The following is a 21,037-nucleotide window of genomic DNA, read 5'->3' on the forward strand; positions in this document are numbered from 1 at the left end:
TGCTCGCGCACGGCGATGTCGGACGAGGCCAGGCGCACGGCCTTGCCGATCGCCAGGCCCGGCGCGGCCAGCACGCCCTTCAGCACCCCGTCGGCCGGCAGCGCCGCCGGCGCCAGAGGCGCTTCGGCGGCGATCGGCGCGGGAGCCGAAGTCGTCTTCGCCGAGGTCTTCTGGGCCGGAACCGGCGCCCCCTCGCCCATGCCGCTCTCGATCAGGGCGGCGATGGCGTCGACGGCGGCCTGGGCGTTCGCGCCCGAGGCCATGACCTGGATCTCGTCGCCATGGCGCGCGGCCAGGGCCATCAGCCCCACCGGGCTCCTGGCGCTGGCGCGGCGTTCGCCCACCACCAGCGCGGTCTCGGCGGAAAAGGTCTTGGCCAGCTCGGCGATCCGCGCCGCCGGTCGCGCGTGGATCCCGTGCATCAGCGGCACGGTCACCGCGCGGGTGATCTCGTTGATGGGGTCGGCGGCGTCCGAGACGCCGGCGCCGCCCAGCGGCCGCAGCTCCATCAGGAACCCGCCGGCCTCCACGGCCATGTCCTGGTCGCGGCGGACGATCTCGAAGGCTTCGGGATTGGTGACGACCACCGGGGTGATCAGGCTCTTGGCCCGCCGGGCCAGCAAATCCAGGTCAAAGCTGATCAGCGACTGCCCGGCCTTGACCGCCTGGCCCTCGCGCACGTGGGCCGTGAAGCCCTCGCCGCCCAGCGCCACCGTCTCCAGGCCCACATGCATCAGGATCTCGGCCCCGCAGTCCGCCCGCAGCGTCACCGCGTGACCCGCCCGATGCGCCGACACCACAACCCCGTCGCACGGCGCAACAAGCTCCCCGCCCAACGGATCGATCGCAACCCCGTCACCCAGCATCCGTCCCGCGAACACCGCGTCCGGAACCTCCGACAACGACGCGATCCAGCCCTTCAAAGGTGAAGACAGCACCAATGCCGACATCTGAATCGCCCCCCCCTTCCGCCGCGCTCCAGCGACGGGAAGGCACTACATTCCATTTTAATACCATTTGGCAAGGCCACTTTTGCTCTCTGGCATGGCCACTATTGCTAAGCCCCAGAAATAGCCAATATAACGGGACAAATCGGCGCGACCGAGGTATGAAGCGTTGACATCCGCCGCCGGATAATCGGACTCATATTGGTATCCGACGATTTGACCGTCGGGGTCACGCAACCGCAGGAGGCGGAGCAAGTGTCTCTTTCCCAGCGCATAGGCTTCGCCCACGGGGCGGTTTCTGCGCCTCTGTATCTTCAGCTGCAGCGCGCCCTGCGCGAGGCGATCCAGTTGAAGGTGCTGAGCCCGGACGACGCGCTCCCGCCCGAGCGGGACATGGCCGACGACTTCAACGTCTCGCGCATCACGGTGCGCAAGGCTCTGGAAGGCCTGGTCAACGAAGGCCTCCTGACCCGCCGTCAGGGCGCCGGAACTTTCGTGGCCGCCCGTGTCGAGAAGAACTTCTCCAAGCTGACCTGCTTCACCGAGGACATGATCTCGCGCGGCCGCGCGCCGCACAGCGAATGGATCACCCGCGCCGAGGGCGCGGTGACGCCGGAAGAGGCCTTGATGCTGGGCGTCTCTCCCAACACGCCGGTCTATCGCTTCCACCGGATCCGCTTCGCCGACGGCGCGCCGATGGCGGTGGAATACACCACGATCGCCGCCTTCGCCCTGCCCTCGCCCGAGGTCGTCAAGGACTCGCTCTACGAGGCGATGGCCGCGCATGGCCATCGTCCGGCCCGCGCGCTGCAGCGCCTTCGCGGCGTGCTGATCAACCGCGAACACGCCGCGCTGCTGGGCGTGAAGCCCAAGGACGCCGGCCTCCTGGTCGAACGGCGCGGCTTCCTGAAGGACGGCCGGGCCATCGAAATCTCTCATTCCTACTACCGCGGCGACGCCTACGACTTCGTCGCCGAACTGAACGACGCATCCTGACCGGCGCTCGCGCGCTGGCATGTTTCAAAGGACCACGAGCTTGGAGGCGACTGTCTTGACCCGTCCTGAAGGCCCCGCGACGGGGCGGCTGTCGCCGGAAAGCACGAAAATGTTCGCCGAGGCCAGCCAAGGCGCGGCGGTGGCCAAGGCGCTGCTGGCGGCGAACGCCGAACGCGTCGCGGCCCTGGCCGAGCGCCTGCGCGCCAACCCGCCCCGCGTGGTGGTGACCTGCGCGCGCGGCAGCAGCGACCACGCCGCGACCTTCGCCCGCTACCTGATCGAGACCAAGGCGAGCGTCCTGACCTCGTCGGTCGGCCTGTCGGTCAGCTCGGTCTACGACGCCTCGCCGAACCTGGAAGGCGCCCTGTGCCTGGCGGTCTCGCAGTCAGGCAAGAGCCCCGACCTGCTGGCGGCGGTGACGGCGGCGAAGGCTGCCGGCGCCTACGCCGTGGCCCTGGTCAATGTCGAGGACTCCCCGCTGGCCCAGCTGGCCGACGCGGTGATCCCGCTGCACGCGGGGCCGGAGCTGTCGGTGGCGGCCACCAAGTCCTACATCGCCGCCCTGGTGGCGGTGACCCAGCTGATCGCCGCCTGGACGGAGGACGCCGCGCTGACGGCGGCCTTGGCGGACCTGCCCGCCGCGCTGGAAGAGGCCTGGACCCTGGACTGGTCCGCGGCCGGCAAGCGCCTCGAGACGGCGACCAACCTCTATGTGCTGGGCCGGGGCGTGGGCTTTGGCGTCGCGCTGGAAGCCGCCCTGAAGTTCAAGGAGACCTGCGGCCTGCACGCCGAGGCCTTCAGCGCCGCCGAGGTGCTGCATGGGCCCATGGCGCTGGTGAAGGACGGCTTCCCGGCCCTGGTCTTCGCGCAGAACGACGAGAGCCGCCAGAGCGTCGAGGACATGGCCCAGGGCCTGAAGGCGCGCGGCGCCGACGTGTTCCTGGCCGCTCCAGGTAAAACCGGGGACGACCTGTTGCCTAGCCTCAAATCGCACCCGGTGCTCGAGCCGATCCTGATGGTCCAGAGCTTCTACCGCATGGCCAACGCCCTGTCGGTCGCGCGCGGCTACGACCCCGATAGCCCGCCCCACCTCAACAAGGTCACCGAAACCCTCTGATGTTGGTCGCGCTTATCAATGGCCGGGTGCTGACGCCGGCCGGCGTTGTCGACGGCCACGCCGTCCTCGTCGAGGGCGGCAAGGTCGCCGCCGTGGTTCCGATGGCGCGGGTCCCCGCGGACGCCGAGCGCCAGGACCTGGCCGGCGGCCTGCTGGTCCCCGGCTATATCGACACCCAGGTCAATGGCGGCGGGGGCGTTCTGTTCAACGACGCGCCCACCGTGGAGACGATCGCCGCGATCGGCGCGGCCCACCGCGCCTATGGCACGACCAGCTTCCTGCCGACCCTGATCAGCGATGACCTGGATGTGGTCGATGTCGCCCTGCGGGCCACCGAGGCCGCCATCGAGCGGGGCGTGCCCGGCGTGCTGGGCGTCCACATCGAGGGGCCGTTCCTGAACCCTAAGCGAAAGGGCATCCACGACGAGGCCAAGTTCCGGGTCATCGACGAGGACGCCATCGCCCTGCTCTCCTCGCTGAAGCGCGGCAAGCTCTTGCTAACCCTGGCCCCCGAGCGGACCACGCCGGAGATCATCGCCCGCCTCTCGAAGGCTGGCGTGATCGTCGCCGCTGGCCACACCAACGCCCGCTACGAGACCATGCGTCAGGCCATCGATCATGGCCTGACCGGCGTCACCCACCTCTTCAACGCCATGTCGCCGCTGACCAGCCGCGAGCCCGGCGTCGTCGGGGCGGTGCTGGAGAACCAGAGCGTTTGGGCCGGGATCATCGTCGATGGCCGCCACGTCGATCCGGTCACCCTGAAGATCGCCCTGCGCGCGCGGCCTCTGGACCGGTTCATGCTGGTCACCGACGCCATGCCGACGGTGGGCATGGTCGACAAGCGCTTCATCCTGCAGGGCCGCGAGATCACCGTCCGCGACGGCGTCTGCGTCGACGACGCCGGCACCCTGGCCGGCTCGGACCTCGACATGGCCGCCGCCGTCCGCAACGCGGTGAGAACGCTCGACCTCCCCTTGGCCGACGCCGTCATGATGGCCTCGGCCGCTCCCGCCGCGTTCCTGGGCCTGGCCCACCAGCGCGGCCGGATCGCCCCCGGCCTCGCCGCCGACTTCTGCCTGCTAGACGACGACCTCAACGTCGCGAAAACCTGGATCGACGGGAAGGAAAACCATGTCCGGAAAGAGCCTCTTCCCGTCTAGGCGGGTTCTGGCCCTCGCGGTCGCGCTGAGCCTGGGTTCCGTCGGCCTGGCCAGCGCCCAATCGGCGCCCGAGCTGCTGGCCAAGGTCGATCCGTTCGTCGGCGTCGACGGCGGCGGCGTCACGGGCGGCAACACCGTCCCCGGCGCCGGCGCGCCGTTCGGCTTCGTGTCGCTGAGCCCCGACACCACCAACGCCGACACCAACGGCTACGATTCCAAGAGCCCGATCATGGGCTTTAGCTATACGCACGTCAGCGGCACGGGCGGCTCGGGCAAGTACGGCAACTTCCGGGTCACACCGACGGTCGGCCCGCTGCGCGTCAACCACCTGCACTATGGCAAGACCGACGAGCGCGCCTCGCCCGGCTACTACGCGGTGGGCTTGGGCAACAGCGACGCCGAGCGGGTCAAGGTCGAGCTGACGGCCTCGCGCCGCGTCGGCTTCCAGCGCCTGACCTATCCGGCGCTCGCCGAGAGCAACCTGATCTTCGACGTCAGTTCGGTGATCGCCATGCGCGGTCGGGGCCAGCGCGTTCGCCTGGCCAAGGTCGAGCTGATCGACGACCACACCCTGGCCGGCGAGGTCACGGTCGAGGGCGGCTGGAACCCGACGCCCTACACCCTCTATTTCCACGCCGTGACCGATCGTCCGGCCGAGGCCTTCGGCGCCTGGAAAGCGGGCCAGGGCTGGATGGAGACCCAGCCCGGCGTCGGCCGCGCGGAAGGCGGCGTCCAGGTCAAGAGCGCGGCCAACCGCCAGGGCCTGATGATCGAGTACGACACCGAGCGCGAGTTCTCCAATCGCCTCGGCGCCTATCTCACCTTCGACACGACGACGAACCGCCAGGTGCAGATGAAGCTGGCCGTGTCGTTCGTCAGCGCTGACAAGGCCCGCGCCAACCTGGCCGAGGAGATGCCCGGCTGGGACTTCGACGCCTATCACGCGGCGACGGCGGCGCAGTGGTCGGACGCGCTGGCCAAGATCAAGGTCGAGGGCGGCACCGAGGAGCAGCAGCGGATCTTCTATTCGGCGCTCTATCGTTCCCACACCATGCCGCATGACCTCAGCGGCGAGAACGTCTGGTGGAAATCCGACGAGCCGCACTACGAGGACTTCTACACGCTGTGGGACACGTTCCGGACGCTGCATCCGCTGCTGACGGTGATCCAGCCGCAGCGGCAGCGCGACATGATCCGGTCGCTGGTCGACACTTACAAGCACACCGGCTGGATGCCCGACTCCCGCATCGCCGGGGCCAACGGCATGACCCAGGGCGGCTCGAACGGCGACATCCTGATCGCCGACGCGGTGACCAAGAAGCTGGGCGGTTTCGACGTCAACCTGGCCTATGAGGCGATCCGCAAGAACGGCGAGGTCGACAGCGACCGGCCCTTCCTGCAAGGCCGCGTGCTGAAGGACTATCTGAAGCTAGGCTATGTGCCGTTCACCGAGACTCGCTCGGCCTCGCGCACGCTGGAATACGCCTATGACGACTACGCGATCGGCGTGGTCGCCAAGGCCCTGGGCAAGACCGAGGACGCGAAGCGCTACATCGCCCGCTCGGGCAACTGGAAGAACATCTGGGACGATAGCCTCGGCTGCGTGCGCCCGCGCTATCCGAACGGCGAATGGGTCGAGAACTATAGCTGCACCTACGAGTATCCCGATCGCTCGGGGCCGTGGTGGGACGCGGTGTTCTACGAGGGCAACTCGCTGCAGTACTCTAGCTACGTCCCGCAGGACGTGGCGGGGCTGATGGCCAAGACCGGCGGGCCGGAAGGCTTCGTGAAGTGGCTGGATCACCTGTTCGACGACCACTACTCGCAGGGCAACGAGCCGGACCTGCTGGCGCCGTATCTGTACATCCATGCGGGGCGCCCGGATCGCACGAACGAGATCGTGCGCGGCTTGATGGCCAAGCACTATCGCCTCAGCCGCACGGGCCTGCCCGGCAATGACGACGCCGGGGCCATGTCCAGCTGGTACGTCTGGAACGCGATCGGGCTCTATCCCAACGCCGGCCAGCCCTACTACTACATCGCCTCGCCGGTGTTCTCGCGCGGCGTGATCGCGCTGGAGGGCGGCAAGACCTTCGAGGTGCGCGCGCCGACGACGTCGGAGACCAACCGTTACGTCACCGGGGCCAAGCTGAACGGCAAGCCGCTGGATCGCGCCTGGATCAGCCACGACGAACTGGCCAAGGGCGGGGTGCTGGAACTGACCTTGGGTCCGGCGCCGACCGGCTGGGCCAGCCGCTTCACGCCGCCGCCCAACGGGCTCTGAGCCGCCTTCGCCCTAGCGACGGAGCGCGAACCCCACGAAGACCGTCCGAGGCGCCGCGTAGCTGGTCACGCCATCGGCGGTCTGGGCCACGGCGAGGTTCGCGTCCAAGACGTTGTCGGCGGCCAGATAGACCTCGCTGGTCGGCGACAGCGCCCAGCCGGCGCGGAGGTCGACACTCGTCCCGGCCTTCAGCGTCCGCAGGTTCAGGTCGTCCTCATACCGCTTGCTCTCATAGCGCAGGTCGGCGTCCAGGTTGAGGCGCTCGATCGGTTTCCAGCGGGCGCCCGCCGTGACCGTCAGCGCTGGCGCCTGGGCCGGACGCTTGTCGGTCAGCTGAGGCGCGAGGACGCCGCCGTCGACCCGCGCATGCGTCGCGGAAAAAGCGGCGCGAACCGTCCAGGCCGGGGAGAGATCGGCGCTCACGTCGCCCTCAAGCCCGTAGGCGTTGATCTCGCCCGCGTTGCGCCGCTGACGCAGCACGCCGCCGGCCGGGATGAAGCCGGCCACGGGAAAGGTCCCCGGCCCGATCCCGACCGTGACGTTGGTGATCGGGTCCTGCACCTGATTGTAGAACAGCCCCAGGTTCCACCGGACGGCGCCCTCGCCGGTGAGCCCCGTCTCGACGCCGTACAGCGTCTCCGGCTTCAAGGCGGAATTGGCCTCGGTCACGTCATTGCCGACGCGGAACGGGCGATGCAGTTCGTTCAAGGTCGGCGGGCGGAAGCCGGCATAGGCGGCGGCCCGGATCCAGGTGTCGCCGGCCAGCCGCTGACGAACGCCCGCGCGCGCCGTCGGCGTCGTCCCCGAGGCGTCGGCGACGGGCGCGTCGAGGGTCAGCGCGCCGGTCGCCGCGTCCCGCTCGCGCCGCACGCCGTGATACGAGCGCCAGCCGTCCAGCCGCGCCCCGCCCGTCAGCGAGAAATCCGGCCGGCTGTAGGCGGCCTCGGCATAGACGCCGCCGACCAGGGTGCGGCCACCCGCCGTTCGCTGCCGGGTGAAGGCGCCGTTCTGATAGCGGTAGCGTTCGTTCGTCCGTCCCTCGGTCGCCCTAACGTCGCCGCCCAGCTCCCACGACCAGTCATTCGATTGGCCCTGCCAGGCGGCGTTAAGGCCGTAGCCGCTGGCGGGCGTGGAGTATTGTTCGTTGGCGGGTGTCGTCCCCGTCCGGCCGGCGGCCACGGCGGCGGAGGTGTTCTCGAGATCGCTCGACCGCGCCCACGCCTGCAAGCGCCAGCGATCGGTCGCCAGCGTCAACGCCAGCGAGCTTCCGGTCGCATTCGACTTGGCGCCGAACAGGCCCGCGCCGCGCTTTTCCTGGAAGGCGCCGAGCCGCGCCGCCCAGCGCACGCCGCCCGCCTCGCCTTGGACGCGGGCGGCGATCGAACCGTCCTCGAGGGTGGTCGGGACGTCGGCCGCGCCAGCCGCCGCGCCGCGCACGGGGCGATAGCCGTCGGTGCGAGAACCGCTGGCGGTCAGCAGCAGGTGATCGGTTCCGAAGGTCCCGGCCGCGCGCCAGCTGTCGCGCTCGCCGGCCTGCACTGAAAGACTGGAAAGGCCGCCGCCGGCCGCGCGCTCTCGCAACGCCACGACGCCGGTCAGGGCGCCCGCGCCATAAGGCCCCGCGCCCGCGCCGCGCACGATGGTCGCGCCGGAAAGTCCCTCGCCCGGTAAGGCGGTCCAGATGACCCAACCGCCGAACGGGTCGTTCTGCGGCGCGCCATCCAGCGTCACCAACGCCCGGCCCGCGCCCGACGGCGCCACGGCGCGCAGAGAGAGCCCCTGGATCGTCGGATTGGCCGCGTCGCTGCCCGTGCGCCGGAACAGCGAGACGCCGGGAGTCGTCTTGAGCACGTCATCCAGCCGCGCCGAGGCGCCCAGCTGGACGGCGTCATAGGTCGCGGTCGAGAAGGCCTCCTGCCCAGCCAGCGGCGGGAGCCGGGGCGCCTCGACGACGACGGCGGAGACCGGGGGCGGCGGGACGTCCAAGGGCACGGAAACCTCTAAGCGGGGAACAGCTACGGTTTAGCCAAAGCCTTCGCCCCCGGCTATCGTTCCCAGCCCCCGCCCAAAGCCAGGAACAGATTCACCTGATCGGCGGCGACCTGGCTGTCGGACGCGGCCAGCGCCGCCTCCGCGCCGGCCAGAGCGCGCTGGGCGTCGAGGCCGGCGAGGTAGGGGCTGCGGCCAGCCTGATAGAGCCTGCGCGCCTGATCCTCGGCCAGAGCGGCCTGATCGCGCGCGGCCTTCAAGGCGGCCTGGCGCCGCAGGTCGTGAGCATAGGCGTCGAGGCTGGTCTCGGTCTCCCGCAGCGCGGTGAGCACGACGCCATCGAACCGGGCCAGGGCGGCGTCCGCGCCGGCCTCGGCCTGGCGGATCCGTGACCGCTCGCTTTCGCCCGGCAGGGTCCAGGTGATCAGCGACGTCAGTCCCCAGCGGTTGGCGGCGGGCTGGCCGATGTCGGCCAAAAGGCCCGTCGAACCCGCGCCCGCGCCCAGGGTGATGCTGGGATAGAGCGCGGCGGTCGCCACGCCGATGCGGGCGGTCGCGCCGGCCAGGGTTCGCTCGGCTTGGCGCACGTCCGGACGGCGCTTCAGAAGGGCCGCGCCGTCGCCGACCGGGATGGGCCGCTTGAGCGCGGGCGGCGTCACGCAGGCTTCGACCGCTTTCGGAAACTCGGCGGGCGGCTTGCCGGTCAGCGTCGCCAGACGATAGAGCGCGGCGCGGCGGCGGCTCTGAAAGGTCGGCAGGGCCGCGCGCGACTGGTCCAGCAAGGCCTGGGCGCTGGTCAGGTCAACGGCCGTCCCCCTGCCCGCGCCGACCAGCCTGCGCGTCACCTCCAGGCCGCGGCTCCGCAGATCGACCGTGCGTTGCGCCACCGCCAGCTCGTGCCCATTGGCGCAGGCCTCGACATAGGCGCGGGCGACGTCGGCGGCGACGCTCACCCGGGCGAGGTCAAGCGCCGCCTGGGACGCGTCGGCGTCGGCGTGCGCCGCTTCGGACGCGCGCTTCAGCCGGCCGACCAGGTCCACCTGGTAGGAGACCTTCACGCCCGCGTCCGCCAGGTTCTCGACGGGCAGAGGTTCGGAGAGCAGGAACTGTTCGCCCGACTCCCGCGCGTGCATGGCGGAGGCCGAAGCCCCGACCTTGAAGCCGCCGGCGTCGTCGGCTTCGCCAGCCACCGCGCGGGCCCGGGCCAGGTTGGCGGCGGCGACCCGGAGGTCGGTGTTGGCCTTCAGCGCTTCCTCGACCAGAGCGTTGAGCACGGCGTCGTCGTACAGTTTCCACCAGCCGGCCGGGACGGGATCCTGGCGGACGGCGGCGGACTGGGCGCCAAGGAACGCCCCTTGGGCCGTGGGCGCGTTCAGCTTGGCCTCGTCGGGCAGCTTGTAGTTCGGGCCGACGGTCGCGCAGGCCGCCAGGCCCACCAGCGAGCCGGCCAGAGCCAGCGCTCTCAGCGGGTTCATCGACGGCCCCCCGTCAGCACCGACACCGTCGCGGTCCGGCCGGCGATCAGGCGCAAGTCGCGCGGCGTCTGCTCCAGGGCGACCCGCACGGGCACCCTCTGAGCCAGGCGCACCCAACTGAAGGTCGGATTGACGTTGGGCAGCAGGTTGTCGCTGGCGGCGCGGTCACGGTCCTCGATCCCGGCCGCGATCGACTGGATGTGGCCCTTGAGGGTCTTGTCCTCGCCCATGATCTTGACGCTCACCGGTTGGCCGATCCGCAGGCCCGAGAGCTTGGTCTCCTCGAAATACCCCTCGACCCGGAACGAGTGGGAATCGATCAGCGCCAGGACCGGCTTGCCCGCGGTGACGTAGTCGCCGGTGCGCAGCGTCAAGTCCGACAGGAAGCCGTCGGTCGGCGCCAGGACCTCGGTTCGCTTCAGGTTCAAGGCGGCCACGTCGCGGCTCGCCACCGCCTGGGCCAGGGCGGCCTGGACTTGCTCGACTTTGGACAGGCTCTGTTCCGTCACTTCGGCCGCGACGAGGTCGCCGAGCGCGCGGTTGCGCGCGAGCTCGCGGCGCGCCTGGATCAGGCTGGCGCGTTGGGCCTCGACGGCGGCGTCGGCTTGGCGCAGCGCCAGGGCGTAGCGCTCGCGATCCACATAGAACAGGGGCTGGCCGGCCTTGACGGCTTCATCGTTGGCGGCGGCGACCCGGGTGACGAGACCGGACACGTCCGGCGCCACCTTCACGACGTCGGCGCGGACGCGACCGTCCCGGGTCCACGGATCGACCTGGTAGTGGGTCCAAAGCGCCTTGCCGCCGACGACGGCGGCGACGAGGACGGCGCCGGTGACGGCCATGCGGCCGGCATAGGGTAGAAGGGTCTTCAAGGGGGGCATGGTCAGAACTTCAGGGGAGACGGGACCGTCACGACGGCGGCCCAGAGGATGACGAACAGGGCGGCGTCGAACAGCGCCGGATGCCAGACGAGGCGATAGGCGCCAAACCGGGCCAGCAGGCGTCGCAAGACGAACGCCGCGATCAGGGCGATCACCGCCGAGACCAGGACGGACGATAGGAAGACGCCGTCGATAGCGATTTCGCCGGTCATCGGGCGACCTCCGGAACGAAGGCCGGAGCCTTCGGGAACAGATTGCGGCGCAGGCCCACCAGACCCGCGACGCCCTGCACGGCCGAGGCGGCCGGCGCTTCGGCCAGGTCGCGCAGGGCGGCGTCGATGCGGGCTAGAAGCTCGGCGCCGGGCGCGGCGCGCGCGCCGGCGGCCAAGGCGGCGAAGTGGTCGCCGACGCCGTCCAGGGCGGCGTCGACGTGCTCCTTCCCATCGCGCGGCAGGTCCGGGCGCGCGGCCTGCACGGCGACCAGGTTCATGCCCACCCGCAGGTCGCGCAGCGCGTCGACGCCGACCAGGTCATGCGCGTGACCGACCTCGGCCAGCTTGGGCGTCAGAATACCCAGGCGATCCACCAGCACGGCGGCGAAGGCGGCGGGTTCCGGCGCTTGGCGCGCGCGGGCCAGGCGCGCCAGATTGCGCCAGGTGCGTGTCAGCAGGCGCCGGGCGCTGGCGTCCGTCCCCATCGATCGCAGGGCGGCCGTCACGGTGATGGCCAGCAGCAAGCCCACGAACTGGCCAAGGTTGCCATTGAGGAAGCCGGCGAAGTCGGCGCTGAACGTCTCCTGCAGGGCCAGGGCGTTGCAAAAGCCCATCAGCACGGCCAGGGCCGCCCCCATGCGGCGCGGATCGGGAATGTAGAGGCCCAGGAACAGCAGCGGCGGCCCCATGGCGGCGACGAGCATCGGAAAGCCGTCGATCGCCGGCAGGATGGCGAACATGTAGAGCGCCGCCAGCGGCAGCGAGAGCAGCGAGAACAGGCCAAAGTCCTTGATGGCCGGCACGGGATCGTCCAGCGCGGCGAAGAAGCAGCAGAACACGGCGGCCATGACCGGCGCGGCGATCCCGTCACCCCAGCCGAATTGAATCCAGGCCGCGCAGGACAGCATCACCGCGATCGCGGCGGCCCCGCCCGACAGAAGGGCCAGCGGCAGGTCGGCGTGCATCCCGTGGCGGGCGTTCTCCCGCGTGGCGGCGTCCAGCGCCGACGACAGCGGCGCGTCGGGATCGTCGATGCGGGCCATCAGGGCGTGCCCCTCGGCCAGCGCCCGCACGGCCTCCGATAGCCGCACCAGCAGGCTTTCCACCAACAAGCTCGACCAATTGGCGTCTGACCGGAGGGCGGCGAGGGTCCGGAGCTCGGCGATGAGGTCGAGCCCCGCCTCGCGTGGCGCGCCGGCCTCGATCCAGGCGATCACCGCATTCAGAGCCTCGCGCACCCGCGGTTCGCGAACATCTCGGAGGGCCTCCATGCGATCGCCGAGGCCGGACAGCAGGGGGATCAGCAGCAGCATCCGCTCCTGCAGCGCGCGCACGACGCCGGTGGTCTCACGCAGGCGCGAGGTGTCGAACGGGAGGTGGACGGCCAGCATGCGGATCTCGCTGGCGGCGGCGGCGAGGTGGCGGCGGTCGCGCGCGATCGTCGCCGGATCGGCCTCCTCGCGCAGGACATCCAGCGCCCAGCGATCGGCCTCGCCCAGCCAGTTGGCGAGGCGGATCTTCAGCACGCGCCCGACGGGACGGGGAAACACGAGGCTGTGGACCATCGTCGCGCACAGGATGCCAAGGCCGATCTCGATCACGCGCGAGACGGCGACGTCGAAGATCGCGCCGGGCTGGGAGACGCTGGGAAAGCCAATGATCGCGGCGGTGTAGCCGGCCAGCATCATCACATAGCTGCGCGGCGTGCGATCCAACAGCGAGATGGTCAGGCAGCCGCCAACCCACAGGGCCAAGGCTAGCGACAGCAGCCAGGGGGCGTTCACCAGGTTGGGGACCAAGGCCACGGTGGCGGCGGCGCCCAGGATGGTGCCGAGCACACGATAGACCGCCTTGGAGCGCACGGCTCCGGCCAGGGGCTGACTGACGATATAGGCTGTGGTCATCGCCCAGTATGGGCGCGGCAAGCCCAGGGCGAACCCGATATAGAGGGCCAGCATCGCCGCCGCGAAACTGTTCGCCGAGAACAGCAGCGTATGCCGATCGAACTTGGGCAGCATCTTGAGGTTCTCAGATCCCCTGCCCTGCCGCGAGCTCCAGCGCGGCCTCGAAGGCGGCGAAGGTGCGCAGGGCGGCCGCCAGATCGTCGTCCCCGACACCCGTCAGCATCTGGGCGCGCACGACCTGCACCGCGTCCTCGACAACGGCGGCCAGGGCTTGTCCCTCGGCGGTCAAGTGAAGGGTCTTGGCGCGCTTGTCGGTCGGATCGTCGCGCCGCTCGACGAGGTTGGCATGACAGAGCTGGTCCAGGATCCGGACCAGCGACGGCCCCTCGACCCCGATCTCTTCCGCCAACGCGCCCTGGCGAAGCCCGCCGCCGGCGCGGGCGATGTGCAGCACGGGCATGGCCTTCGCATCCGAAATGCCGTGGGCGGCCAGGGCGCGATTGACCTCCCGCCGGTAGACCCGCGCCAAGCGCAGCAGCGATTGGGCGAAGGTGCGTTCGTTCTGGATGCGAGCAGAGATCATGGAATGGCGATCTTTTAAATAGGTAGCTTCCTATTTAAATTAGATAGCATCCTACCTTTTTCATCGCAAGCTTCGTCGCCCTGGAAATTTGATACAGCGCAAAAAGCAAAAGGGCCCGGCGCCTAGCCGAGCCCTTCGCGATCGCCCTAACCCAAGGCCTGCTTGTAGAGCGCCAGAAGGTTGCTCCACGCCCGCTCGGCGGCTTCCTCGTTGTAGACTTGGCTGCCCTTGACGGTCCAACCGTGGTTGGCGCCCTCGAAGACCTCGACCCGCGCCGGCAGCTTGGCCTCGGCGAAGGCGGCCTTCAGCTTGTCCTTCACCGCCGGGTCCTGCTTGTCGTCGTTGTCGGCGATCTCGATCAGGTATGACGCCTTGGTCTTGGGCAGCAGCAGGTGCGGGCTGTCGGGCTTGTCGGTCAGCAAGCCGCCGCCATGGAACGAAGCCACGGCCGCGATGCGGTCCGGGACAGCGCCGGCGGTCTGGAACGACAGCGGTCCGCCCATGCAGTACCCCTGCACGCCGACCTTCTTGGCCTTGTTGGCCTGGGGCTGAGCGTCGAGGAACGCGATATAGGCGACCGCGTCCTTGGCCGTGCCCTCCGGCGTGACCGAGGCGCGCATTGGCATCAGCTTGGCGCGATCGTCCGGGTTGGCGAAGTTGAAGCTGCCCTGGATCACCGGCGCCTTCTGGACGCGGTAGTAGAGGTTAGGGACCAGCACGACATAGCCGGCCGCGGCCAGGCGACGGCCCATGTCGCGGAACACCGGCCGCAGGCTCATCACGTCGGGCCAGAGCAGCACGGCCGGGAACTTGCCCTTGGCTTTCGGATAGAACAGCGCCGCGTCGGCGGTCCCGTCGGGCGTCTTGATCTCGACATCCTTCTCCACGACCGTGTCGTCGGCGCGGGCCACGGTCGCGACACCGGTCAGGGCGACCGTCATCAGGCCGAAGGCGCGGCGGGAAACGCTGGGGTCGTGCACGAGGCCTTGGTGGATATCGTCATCGCACATGGCGGTCTCCTCCGGATGGGTTGGTCGGGCACGCTATAACCGCGTTATCCGTTCGCCTATCCACTTTACGTCGTAGGTCAGGCTCCGGATGCGTAGGTCGCCTTGCCCGGCAGCAGAAGGTCCTGCTTTCGACCGTCGCACAGCGCGTAGCTGAAGCCCGACTGGATCGCCCAGGCGCCGACCTCGCCCTTCTTGTTGATGGCCAGGAAGCCGACCTGGATGTCCTTGGCCTGGGGCTTCTTCTTCAGGATGCGCTCGACGGCCTCGCGACAGGCCGCCTCGGGCGAGCGCCCCTGGCGCATCAGCTCGACCACGAGAAAGCTGCCGACATTGCGGATCACTTCCTCGCCGACGCCGGTGGAGGTGGCGCCGCCGACCTCGTTGTCGACATAGAGGCCCGCGCCGATGATCGGGCTGTCGCCCACCCGGCCGCGCATCTTCCAGGCCATGCCGCTGGTGGTGCAGGCGCCGGCGATGTTCCCCTTGGCGTCGATGGCCAGCATGCCGATGGTGTCGTGGTTGTTCGCGCCGCCGGGCGTGCCCAGCTGGCCCGTGGTCTTTCCGTAGTCGCCGACCTCGCTGTTGGCCTTCGGCTGGTACTTGGCCTCTTTCTTCCAGGCTTCCCAGGCGGCGCGGGACTCCGGCGTCAGCAGCTCCTCGCGCGGGAAGCCCTGCTCCAGGGCAAACTGCAGCGCGCCCGCGCCTACCAGCATCACGTGCGGCGTCTTCTCCATGACCCGACGCGCGACCGAGATCGGATGGGCGATGTGCTCCAGGGCCGCGACCGAGCCGCAGTTGCCCAACTCGTCCATGATGCACGCGTCCAGGGACACATGGCCGTCGCGATCGGGATAGCCGGCGCGGCCGACGCTGTGGTTCTTCAGGTCCTGTTCGGGAACGCGCGCGCCCGCCTCGACGGCGTCCAATGCGCGGCCGCCTTTCGACAGCACAGCCCAGGCGGCCTGGTTGGCCGGCACGCCGAAGTCCCAGGTCGAGATCACGCAGGGTCCTTGCAATTGAACGCTCTCGCCCGCCGCCGCTGCCCGCCCACTGATCATCGCCGATCCAGCCAGGGTCGCGCCAATCAAGCCTCTACGATTCATCATGCCGGTGTGCTCCAAGAAGACCGCCGAATCCGTAACACGGCCGGAGAGAGACCATGACCGCCGCCAATAATCTCGTGGAAGGGCGCGTCCTGCTGGAAGTCTGTGTCGATACGCCCGCCGGATTGGCGGCGGCGATCGCTGGTGGGGCGGATCGGGTCGAACTTTGCGCGGCCTTGACGCTGCAAGGCCTCACGCCCGCCCCCGGGCTGATGGCGCTGGCGGCCGCCTCGCCAATCCCCGTCTATCCGATGATCCGGCCACGCAACGGCGACTTTTGCTACGACGCGCGCGACCTGGACACCATGAAGCGGGACATAGACGCGGTTCGCGCCTACGGCCTCGCGGGGGTCAGCATCGGCGCCAGCCGGCCCGACGGCGAGTTGGACCTCGATGTGCTGGGCGGGTTGGTCGCGCACGCGCAAGGCCTGGGCATGACGCTACACCGCGCCTTCGACCTCGTGGCGGATCAGTCGGCGGCGCTGGAGATCGCCGTCGAGATGGGCTTCGAGCGCGTGCTGACCTCGGGCGGGGCGATCAGCGCATTGGTCGGCGCCGAGCGGATCGCCGCCCTCGTCTCCCAGGCGAACGGCCGCATCGGCATCCTGGCCGGCGCCGGCGTGCGCGTCTCGAACGTCGGGCAGCTCGTCCAAAGCACCGGCGTGCGCGAAGTCCACGGCTCGTTCGGCGGCGCGCGACCGGGCGCGGACCCGGCGTCGAAGCTGGGCGCCATGGGCTTTGTTCCGCCGACGCTGCAGGACACCGACCAGGCCACGGTGGCCGAGGTCGCGCGGATCCTGCGCGGCTTGTCCTAGCCCTCGATGATGTGCGGCACGAACCGCGAGCGGTCACGCGTCACGCGGCCCCGGTCCTCGCGCACGCCAATCCCGGCCGGCTGGTCGCCGATCACCCAGGAGCCGACCACCGGGTAATTCGCGCCGAAGCGCGGCGGCGGCTTCAGTTCCTGGCGGATCCAGCCTTCGGCGCCATAGCCCTGGTCCAGCACCCGGCCCTTGCGGCCATTAGTCCAGAGCTCGACGTTCGCGCCTTCACGGCTGAACAGCGGCTTGCGGGCGTAGCTCGATCCCAGGCGTTCGACCTTGGGATCGTCGTCGAAATAGGTCTCGAGCAGATTGGGGTGCCCCGGATGCCGCTCCCAAAGCAGCGGCAGCAGCGCCTTGTTGGACAGCAGCGCCTTCCACGGCGGCTCGATGAACAGGGTCTTGGAGCCGCCGATGTTGGCCGCGTATGGCTCGCGCAGCATGTCCTCCCAAGGGTACAGCTTGAACATCGCGCCGATGAGGTAGTTGTCCTGGTCGACGAAGCGGCCGTCGGCGTCGAGGCCGATCTGCGTCGTCGGGACGAACTTGGGCTCCAGCCCCGCCAGCCGCGCCATGTCCTCCAGGAACCGCACCGTCTGGCGGTCCTCGACGAAGTCCGGATCGCTGGCGAAGTGGACGAAGCCGCCGTTCGGGAAGATCGCCCTGAAGCGCTCGGCGAGTTGGTCGTGCAGGCTGTTGAACTGGTCGGTGCTGTCGGGCAACGCGCCGCGCTGGATCAGGTCTTCCAGCCACAGCCACTGGAACACCGCCGCCTCATAGATGCTGGTCGGGGTGTCGGCGTTGTACTCGTAGAGCTTCGGCGGCCCCGCCCCGTCGTAGAAGAAGTCGAAGCGGCCATAGAGCGACGGATCGCGCGCCTTCCACGAGGCGGCCACGACGTCGCGCGAGGCTTCGGGAATCTGGAGCTTCGCCATCAAGGCGTCGCTGGCCACGGCCTCCTCGACGAAGTCCAGACACAGCTTGTGCAGCGCCTCGGTCGCGGGCTCCAGATGGCCCTCGACCTCTTCCAGCGTGAAGGCGTAGGCCGCCCGCTCGTCCCAGTAGCGGCGACCGTCGGCGTGATGCCAGGTGAAGCCGACGGCCTCGGCCCGAGACTTCCAGTCCGGCCGAGGCGTCAGGGCAAGACGGCGCATCAGGCGTCCTTGGACCCGGCCTTCACCTTGTCCTCGATGGCCAGCATCGGCGCGGGCAGAGCCTCGTCCTTCGGCGCCATCAGGCGGGCCAGAACGTCCTCGGCCCCGCCGCCGCCCGGCAGGATGCCCGCCGCGGCCAGCTTGGCGTCGAGATCGGCGCCGGTCTTGCGGTCCTCGGTCTCGCTGTGCAGGCGGAACTGCTCCTCGCGGACGGCCTGACGCTCCTTGATGCGCTTGAGGCTGTCAGCCGCCGAGCCGACCACGCCGCTGGCCGATCCCGAGCGCGAGATGACGGCGGCCTGGGCCTTCTGGACGCTCTCGTTGACCTTGACGATCTCGATCTCGCGGCGCAGCGCCTCGACCTTGGTGTCGGTCTGGGCGATGATCGTGCGCAGCTTTTCCTCCGCCGCGCGAAGCTCGCTCATCTGGGTCGACTTCTGCGTCGCGTCCTTCTCCAGATCGGCGATGCGCTGGGCCACTTCCAGGGCCAGGGCCTGGTCACCCTTGCCCATGGCCGCGCGGGCCGAGGCCTCGTACTTGCGGATTTGATCCGTCAGGCTGGCGACCTCGGTCTCCAGCGACCGGCGGCGGGCCACCAGCTTGGCCAGTTCGTCCCGGGCCTTGCCCTGGGCGTTGTCGGCGTCGCGGATTTCCTGGTCCAGGATCCGCAAGGCGTTGGCGTCCACGATGGTCTGCGCCCCGTCGTGCGCGGTCCCGCGGAACAGGGCCGAGAGCTTGCTCCAGATCGACATTAGAAGGTCTCCAGGTCTTGTTCGTTAGGCGGCCGCGCCGCGGCTCTTTTCGAAGGTGTCGCGCAGATCGCTGGCGGCGGCGATGGCGTTGTCGGCCAGGGTGCGCAGCTCGATCAACAGGGTCTGCAGGGTGGTCTTGGACGAAATCTCGCCCATCAGCTCGTAATAGTCGCGGCCTTCGATGGTCGTGATGCCAAAGTTCGACAGCGGTACGATCTTCTGGGCCTTGAGCAGGAATTCATTGAAGGCCGCGCGGTCGTTCTGCTCGTCGCAGGGCCAAAGCAGGGTGGAAACCACCAGCTGCAAACCGCCGCCGCTGACATAGATCGGCAGGTCGCCGAACTCGTGCATCACGACCAGCAGCACGGGCTCGACGCCCTCGACGACGGTGACGGTCATTTCGTCCTCGCGGACGAGCGAGCTCTCCACCAGTCCGTCACGCAAGGTGTGGATCGTCCAGGCGGTGTCGATAACGGAATCCATGTGTCTCACGCCCTTGGGAGGGTTGGGGTTGGTTTTCAGGGCCGGCCCGCGGGCCGACTCCACGACGATGGCTTGGACAGCCGAAAGGATGTCGGGCTTGCACGCCGCCGGGGCCCAGACCTCGATCTTCACGAAGCCGGCTTGCCGACGGGCTTCACGCCACGCCCTGGTTCTTTCGGCGGCCTGGGCGCCTCTCGTCGGTTTGGCAGGCATGCGTTACATGTACGCATAACATGTACGCTTGACAAGGCGTCGTCCGGCGTCATCCTGCGCCCCACTTCGCCAAGGGACAAGCGCGTCCGGCGGTAGAGCTGGCCTGGTCGCTTAGATGGGCACGCCGGCCAGGTATTCGAGGGCTCGCGAACGGCGATGTTCGGAAAGCTTTTCGGCAGAAAGGACGCCCAGCGCCCCGCCCTGCCCGTCATCCGCAACGTGACCATCGGCCGGACCGTGGTGCTGGATCCTCTGGCCTGGCGGCGCTTCAGCGGCGAAGCGAAGTTCGCCCTGGATCGCGACACTCTGGAGATCACGGCCCAAGGCCTGATCCACCTGAACGACGGCGCGTTCGTGCACCGCTTCTATACGGACGACGAAATCCTGTTCCAGGTGGTCTCGGACGACCGCGAGGGCCAGCGCGCCAATGACTTCACCGTCTTTGTTCCGTGGTCCAGCGAGTATCCGGCCGATCGCGCTGATCGTGACCTGTGGGCCGAGCGCCTGCGGGCCCGCGCGTTCCAGGCCGAGGGCCTGCCCGAGTACCGCCGCTTCTGGTTCGGCGAGGACGCCGAGCGCCAGGATCCCGTGACGCTGTGGGAAGACGTCTATTATGACCGCGAAGGCGCCGCGCCCGACCGGCGGCTCTTCCAGACCACCATGCTATTTCACCGCGAACTTTCGGGCGGCGAAGGCCGCGAGCTTTTGCTGGCGTTGACCGCCGAGCCCGAGGACGGTGACGTGACGCACGAGACGATGATCGGCCTGCCGCTGTCGGTGGGCGAGTTCAAGGCTTAAGGAGAGGCCGATGTTCGACTTCACGGCGTTCCAGGATGGAGCGATCGCGTTCCTGGTGGCCTTCGTGGCCGCCGGCCTGTTCACCATCGCCTTCAAGTACATCTACCAGTGGGTGACGCCCTACAACGAGAAGGCGCTGATCCGGCAGGGCAATCTGGCCGCCGCCATCGCCCTGGCCGGCGCCTTGATCGGCTACGTCCTGCCGCTGGCCTCGGCGCTGAGCCACACGGTCAGCCTGCCCGAGTTCGCCGCCTGGGCGACCCTGGCCGGCGTCATCCAGATCGCCGCCTTCACCGGCGTGCGCCTGGTCGCCCTGCCCGACGTCAAGGCGCGGATCGAGAACGGCGAGACCTCGATCGGCGTCTATCTGGCGGGCATCTCCATCGCCGTCGGCGTTCTGAACGCCGCCTGCATGACGGCGTGAGGAGCGGAGCCATGAGCACCCGTAAGCGCTCCGCCTCGCTGCGACTGACGACCATGCTGGCCGGGGCGGCCAGCCTGACCCTGGCGGGTTGCGATGACCCGGGCGCCGGCGCCCAGGCCAGCTGGGACCCCAATCGCGGCGAGCAGGTCGAGGCCTTCAGCTACAAGTCGCTGGAGGAGTGCAAGGCCGCCAACGAGGTCTCGGACCAGCAATGCGACACGTCCTGGGCGACCGCCCAGAAGGACGACCAGAAGAACGCGCCGCGCTATGAGGCCCGCGCCTCCTGCGAGGACGTCTATGGCGCCGGCAACTGCGTGCCGCGCAGCGAGCAAGGCGGCGGCAGCTTCTTCACGCCCCTGCTCACCGGTTTCGTGATCGGCCGGATGCTGGACGGTGGAGGCTACCGCGGGACAGGGCTCTATCGCGGGAACGACGGCTACTACTCCACCTGGGGCGGACGCCTGGGACGCGACTACGGCACGGGCCGGACAGTCATTACGCGCGAGAGCATCGACCCGCCCGACACGATCCGCAACGCACCGCCCAAGGTTCAGACCCGCACTTCGGTCGTCTCGCGCGGCGGCTTCGGCGGTGGTCGCAGCTATGCCTATAGCGGAAGCCACAAGGGCGGCTTCGGCGGATAAGGCGCCCGATAATTTTTGCGATTGACTCGCAACTAGACATCTCGTTTAGTTGAGAAGTGTTCGCAAGAACGCGTCGGGCCGCTC

20 protein-coding genes are annotated in these 21,037 nt (G+C 69.2%); 8 read left to right on the forward strand and 12 right to left on the reverse strand.

The features are described 5' to 3' along the window. Window positions 1-950: glucose PTS transporter subunit IIA (locus J2728_RS12270; RefSeq protein WP_309999490.1), on the reverse strand; the 950-nt coding region annotated here is incomplete at its 3' end. A gap of 195 nt (window positions 951-1,145) precedes the next feature. Between J2728_RS12270 and J2728_RS12275 the strand changes: the two genes are divergently transcribed. Genes J2728_RS12275 through J2728_RS12290 form a run of 4 tightly spaced genes read left to right on the forward strand, consistent with a single transcriptional unit; the run spans window position 1,146 to window position 6,507 of the window. Continuing rightward, window positions 1,146-1,943, forward strand: a complete 798-nt coding sequence (locus J2728_RS12275; protein WP_310000099.1) for a GntR family transcriptional regulator — start codon at window positions 1,146-1,148, stop codon at window positions 1,941-1,943. A 40-nt stretch (window positions 1,944-1,983) separates the two neighbouring features. Continuing rightward, window positions 1,984-3,060 (forward strand): SIS domain-containing protein, encoded by a 1,077-nt coding sequence (locus J2728_RS12280; RefSeq protein WP_309999492.1) that lies wholly within the window; start codon window positions 1,984-1,986, stop codon window positions 3,058-3,060. Continuing rightward, the gene (nagA, locus tag J2728_RS12285) at window positions 3,060-4,223 is read left to right on the forward strand and encodes an N-acetylglucosamine-6-phosphate deacetylase (protein WP_309999495.1); all 1,164 of its coding nucleotides are present in this window, start codon (window positions 3,060-3,062) and stop codon (window positions 4,221-4,223) included. Before J2728_RS12280 ends, nagA begins: the two co-directional genes overlap by 1 nt. Next, a complete protein-coding gene (locus J2728_RS12290; RefSeq protein ID WP_309999497.1) occupies window positions 4,195-6,507 on the forward strand; it encodes a GH92 family glycosyl hydrolase in 2,313 nt (770 codons plus the stop codon). Before nagA ends, J2728_RS12290 begins: the two co-directional genes overlap by 29 nt. Window positions 6,508-6,519: 12 nt before the next feature. Here the strand turns inward: J2728_RS12290 and J2728_RS12295 are convergent, their stop codons facing one another. The 8 genes from J2728_RS12295 to J2728_RS12330 all read right to left on the reverse strand — a co-directional run bounded on the left by J2728_RS12295 (window position 6,520) and on the right by J2728_RS12330 (window position 15,667). Beyond that, complete coding sequence (locus J2728_RS12295; RefSeq protein WP_309999499.1) at window positions 6,520-8,499, reverse strand: TonB-dependent receptor; 1,980 nt, start codon at window positions 8,497-8,499, stop codon at window positions 6,520-6,522. Between the two features lie 53 nt (window positions 8,500-8,552). Next, entirely contained in the window at window positions 8,553-9,971 is a 1,419-nt protein-coding gene (locus tag J2728_RS12300; protein WP_309999500.1) for an efflux transporter outer membrane subunit, read from the reverse strand. Next, the gene (locus J2728_RS12305; protein WP_309999502.1) at window positions 9,968-10,852 is read right to left on the reverse strand and encodes an efflux RND transporter periplasmic adaptor subunit; all 885 of its coding nucleotides are present in this window, start codon (window positions 10,850-10,852) and stop codon (window positions 9,968-9,970) included. The genes J2728_RS12300 and J2728_RS12305 overlap by 4 nt, the downstream gene beginning before the upstream one ends. 2 nt (window positions 10,853-10,854) lie before the next feature. Beyond that, the gene (locus J2728_RS12310) at window positions 10,855-11,064 is read right to left on the reverse strand and encodes a DUF1656 domain-containing protein (protein WP_013080236.1); all 210 of its coding nucleotides are present in this window, start codon (window positions 11,062-11,064) and stop codon (window positions 10,855-10,857) included. Then, window positions 11,061-13,082, reverse strand: coding sequence for an FUSC family protein (locus tag J2728_RS12315; protein ID WP_309999508.1), 2,022 nt, complete (start codon window positions 13,080-13,082; stop codon window positions 11,061-11,063). The genes J2728_RS12310 and J2728_RS12315 overlap by 4 nt, the downstream gene beginning before the upstream one ends. Window positions 13,083-13,092: 10 nt before the next feature. Continuing rightward, complete coding sequence (locus J2728_RS12320; protein ID WP_309999510.1) at window positions 13,093-13,551, reverse strand: MarR family winged helix-turn-helix transcriptional regulator; 459 nt, start codon at window positions 13,549-13,551, stop codon at window positions 13,093-13,095. Window positions 13,552-13,697: 146 nt separating this feature from the next. Beyond that, on the reverse strand, window positions 13,698-14,561 hold the full coding sequence (locus tag J2728_RS12325; protein WP_309999511.1) for a dienelactone hydrolase family protein: 864 nt from the start codon (window positions 14,559-14,561) through the stop codon (window positions 13,698-13,700). A 77-nt stretch (window positions 14,562-14,638) separates the two neighbouring features. Beyond that, window positions 14,639-15,667, reverse strand: a complete 1,029-nt coding sequence (locus J2728_RS12330) for a glycosylasparaginase (RefSeq protein WP_309999513.1) — start codon at window positions 15,665-15,667, stop codon at window positions 14,639-14,641. Between the two features lie 53 nt (window positions 15,668-15,720). Here J2728_RS12330 and J2728_RS12335 point away from each other — a divergent pair, with 53 nt between their 5' ends. After that, window positions 15,721-16,479 (forward strand): copper homeostasis protein CutC, encoded by a 759-nt coding sequence (locus J2728_RS12335; RefSeq protein WP_309999515.1) that lies wholly within the window; start codon window positions 15,721-15,723, stop codon window positions 16,477-16,479. Here the strand turns inward: J2728_RS12335 and J2728_RS12340 are convergent. From J2728_RS12340 to J2728_RS12350, 3 genes are read right to left on the reverse strand one after another with little or no spacing between them, the layout of a single operon-like run. Further along, window positions 16,476-17,639 carry a glutathionylspermidine synthase family protein gene (locus J2728_RS12340; protein ID WP_309999518.1) on the reverse strand — a complete coding sequence of 388 codons (1,164 nt, stop codon included), beginning with the start codon at window positions 17,637-17,639 and terminating at the stop codon, window positions 16,476-16,478. The two genes, J2728_RS12335 and J2728_RS12340, sit on opposite strands and share 4 nt — an antisense overlap. Continuing rightward, window positions 17,639-18,391, reverse strand: coding sequence for a PspA/IM30 family protein (locus tag J2728_RS12345; protein WP_309999520.1), 753 nt, complete (start codon window positions 18,389-18,391; stop codon window positions 17,639-17,641). The genes J2728_RS12340 and J2728_RS12345 overlap by 1 nt, the downstream gene beginning before the upstream one ends. A gap of 24 nt (window positions 18,392-18,415) precedes the next feature. Continuing rightward, window positions 18,416-19,087, reverse strand: coding sequence for a YjfI family protein (locus J2728_RS12350; protein ID WP_309999521.1), 672 nt, complete (start codon window positions 19,085-19,087; stop codon window positions 18,416-18,418). Between the two features lie 156 nt (window positions 19,088-19,243). On the opposite strand from J2728_RS12350, the gene J2728_RS12355 reads away from it, so the two are divergent. The 3 genes from J2728_RS12355 to J2728_RS12365 are packed head-to-tail and all read left to right on the forward strand — an operon-like array spanning window position 19,244 to window position 20,953. Continuing rightward, window positions 19,244-19,885, forward strand: coding sequence for a YjfK family protein (locus tag J2728_RS12355; RefSeq protein ID WP_309999523.1), 642 nt, complete (start codon window positions 19,244-19,246; stop codon window positions 19,883-19,885). Window positions 19,886-19,895: 10 nt separating this feature from the next. Continuing rightward, window positions 19,896-20,309, forward strand: coding sequence for a DUF350 domain-containing protein (locus J2728_RS12360; RefSeq protein WP_309999524.1), 414 nt, complete (start codon window positions 19,896-19,898; stop codon window positions 20,307-20,309). Window positions 20,310-20,320: 11 nt separating this feature from the next. Next, window positions 20,321-20,953, forward strand: coding sequence for a DUF1190 domain-containing protein (locus tag J2728_RS12365; protein WP_309999527.1), 633 nt, complete (start codon window positions 20,321-20,323; stop codon window positions 20,951-20,953). Window positions 20,954-21,037 lie beyond the last annotated feature (84 nt).

The sequence above is a fragment of the Caulobacter segnis genome (assembly GCF_031454995.1).
Lineage (GTDB): Bacteria > Pseudomonadota > Alphaproteobacteria > Caulobacterales > Caulobacteraceae > Caulobacter > Caulobacter segnis_E.

Excerpts from the sequence above, each read along its gene's own strand:
- J2728_RS12355 (WP_309999523.1), top strand. The coding sequence starts at position 19,244 with ATGTTCGGAAAGCTTTTCGGCAGAAAGGACGCCCAGCGCCCCGCCCTG.
- J2728_RS12345 (WP_309999520.1), bottom strand. The coding sequence starts at position 18,391 with ATGTCGATCTGGAGCAAGCTCTCGGCCCTGTTCCGCGGGACCGCGCAC.
- J2728_RS12305 (WP_309999502.1), bottom strand. The coding sequence starts at position 10,852 with ATGCCCCCCTTGAAGACCCTTCTACCCTATGCCGGCCGCATGGCCGTC.
- J2728_RS12340 (WP_309999518.1), bottom strand. The coding sequence starts at position 17,639 with ATGCGCCGTCTTGCCCTGACGCCTCGGCCGGACTGGAAGTCTCGGGCC.
- J2728_RS12290 (WP_309999497.1), top strand. The coding sequence starts at position 4,195 with ATGTCCGGAAAGAGCCTCTTCCCGTCTAGGCGGGTTCTGGCCCTCGCG.
- J2728_RS12325 (WP_309999511.1), bottom strand. The coding sequence starts at position 14,561 with ATGTGCGATGACGATATCCACCAAGGCCTCGTGCACGACCCCAGCGTT.
- J2728_RS12300 (WP_309999500.1), bottom strand. The coding sequence starts at position 9,971 with ATGAACCCGCTGAGAGCGCTGGCTCTGGCCGGCTCGCTGGTGGGCCTG.
- J2728_RS12310 (WP_013080236.1), bottom strand. The coding sequence starts at position 11,064 with ATGACCGGCGAAATCGCTATCGACGGCGTCTTCCTATCGTCCGTCCTG.
- J2728_RS12330 (WP_309999513.1), bottom strand. The coding sequence starts at position 15,667 with ATGATGAATCGTAGAGGCTTGATTGGCGCGACCCTGGCTGGATCGGCG.
- J2728_RS12320 (WP_309999510.1), bottom strand. The coding sequence starts at position 13,551 with ATGATCTCTGCTCGCATCCAGAACGAACGCACCTTCGCCCAATCGCTG.
- J2728_RS12315 (WP_309999508.1), bottom strand. The coding sequence starts at position 13,082 with ATGCTGCCCAAGTTCGATCGGCATACGCTGCTGTTCTCGGCGAACAGT.
- J2728_RS12360 (WP_309999524.1), top strand. The coding sequence starts at position 19,896 with ATGTTCGACTTCACGGCGTTCCAGGATGGAGCGATCGCGTTCCTGGTG.
- J2728_RS12350 (WP_309999521.1), bottom strand. The coding sequence starts at position 19,087 with ATGCCTGCCAAACCGACGAGAGGCGCCCAGGCCGCCGAAAGAACCAGG.
- nagA (WP_309999495.1), top strand. The coding sequence starts at position 3,060 with ATGTTGGTCGCGCTTATCAATGGCCGGGTGCTGACGCCGGCCGGCGTT.
- J2728_RS12335 (WP_309999515.1), top strand. The coding sequence starts at position 15,721 with ATGACCGCCGCCAATAATCTCGTGGAAGGGCGCGTCCTGCTGGAAGTC.
- J2728_RS12365 (WP_309999527.1), top strand. The coding sequence starts at position 20,321 with ATGAGCACCCGTAAGCGCTCCGCCTCGCTGCGACTGACGACCATGCTG.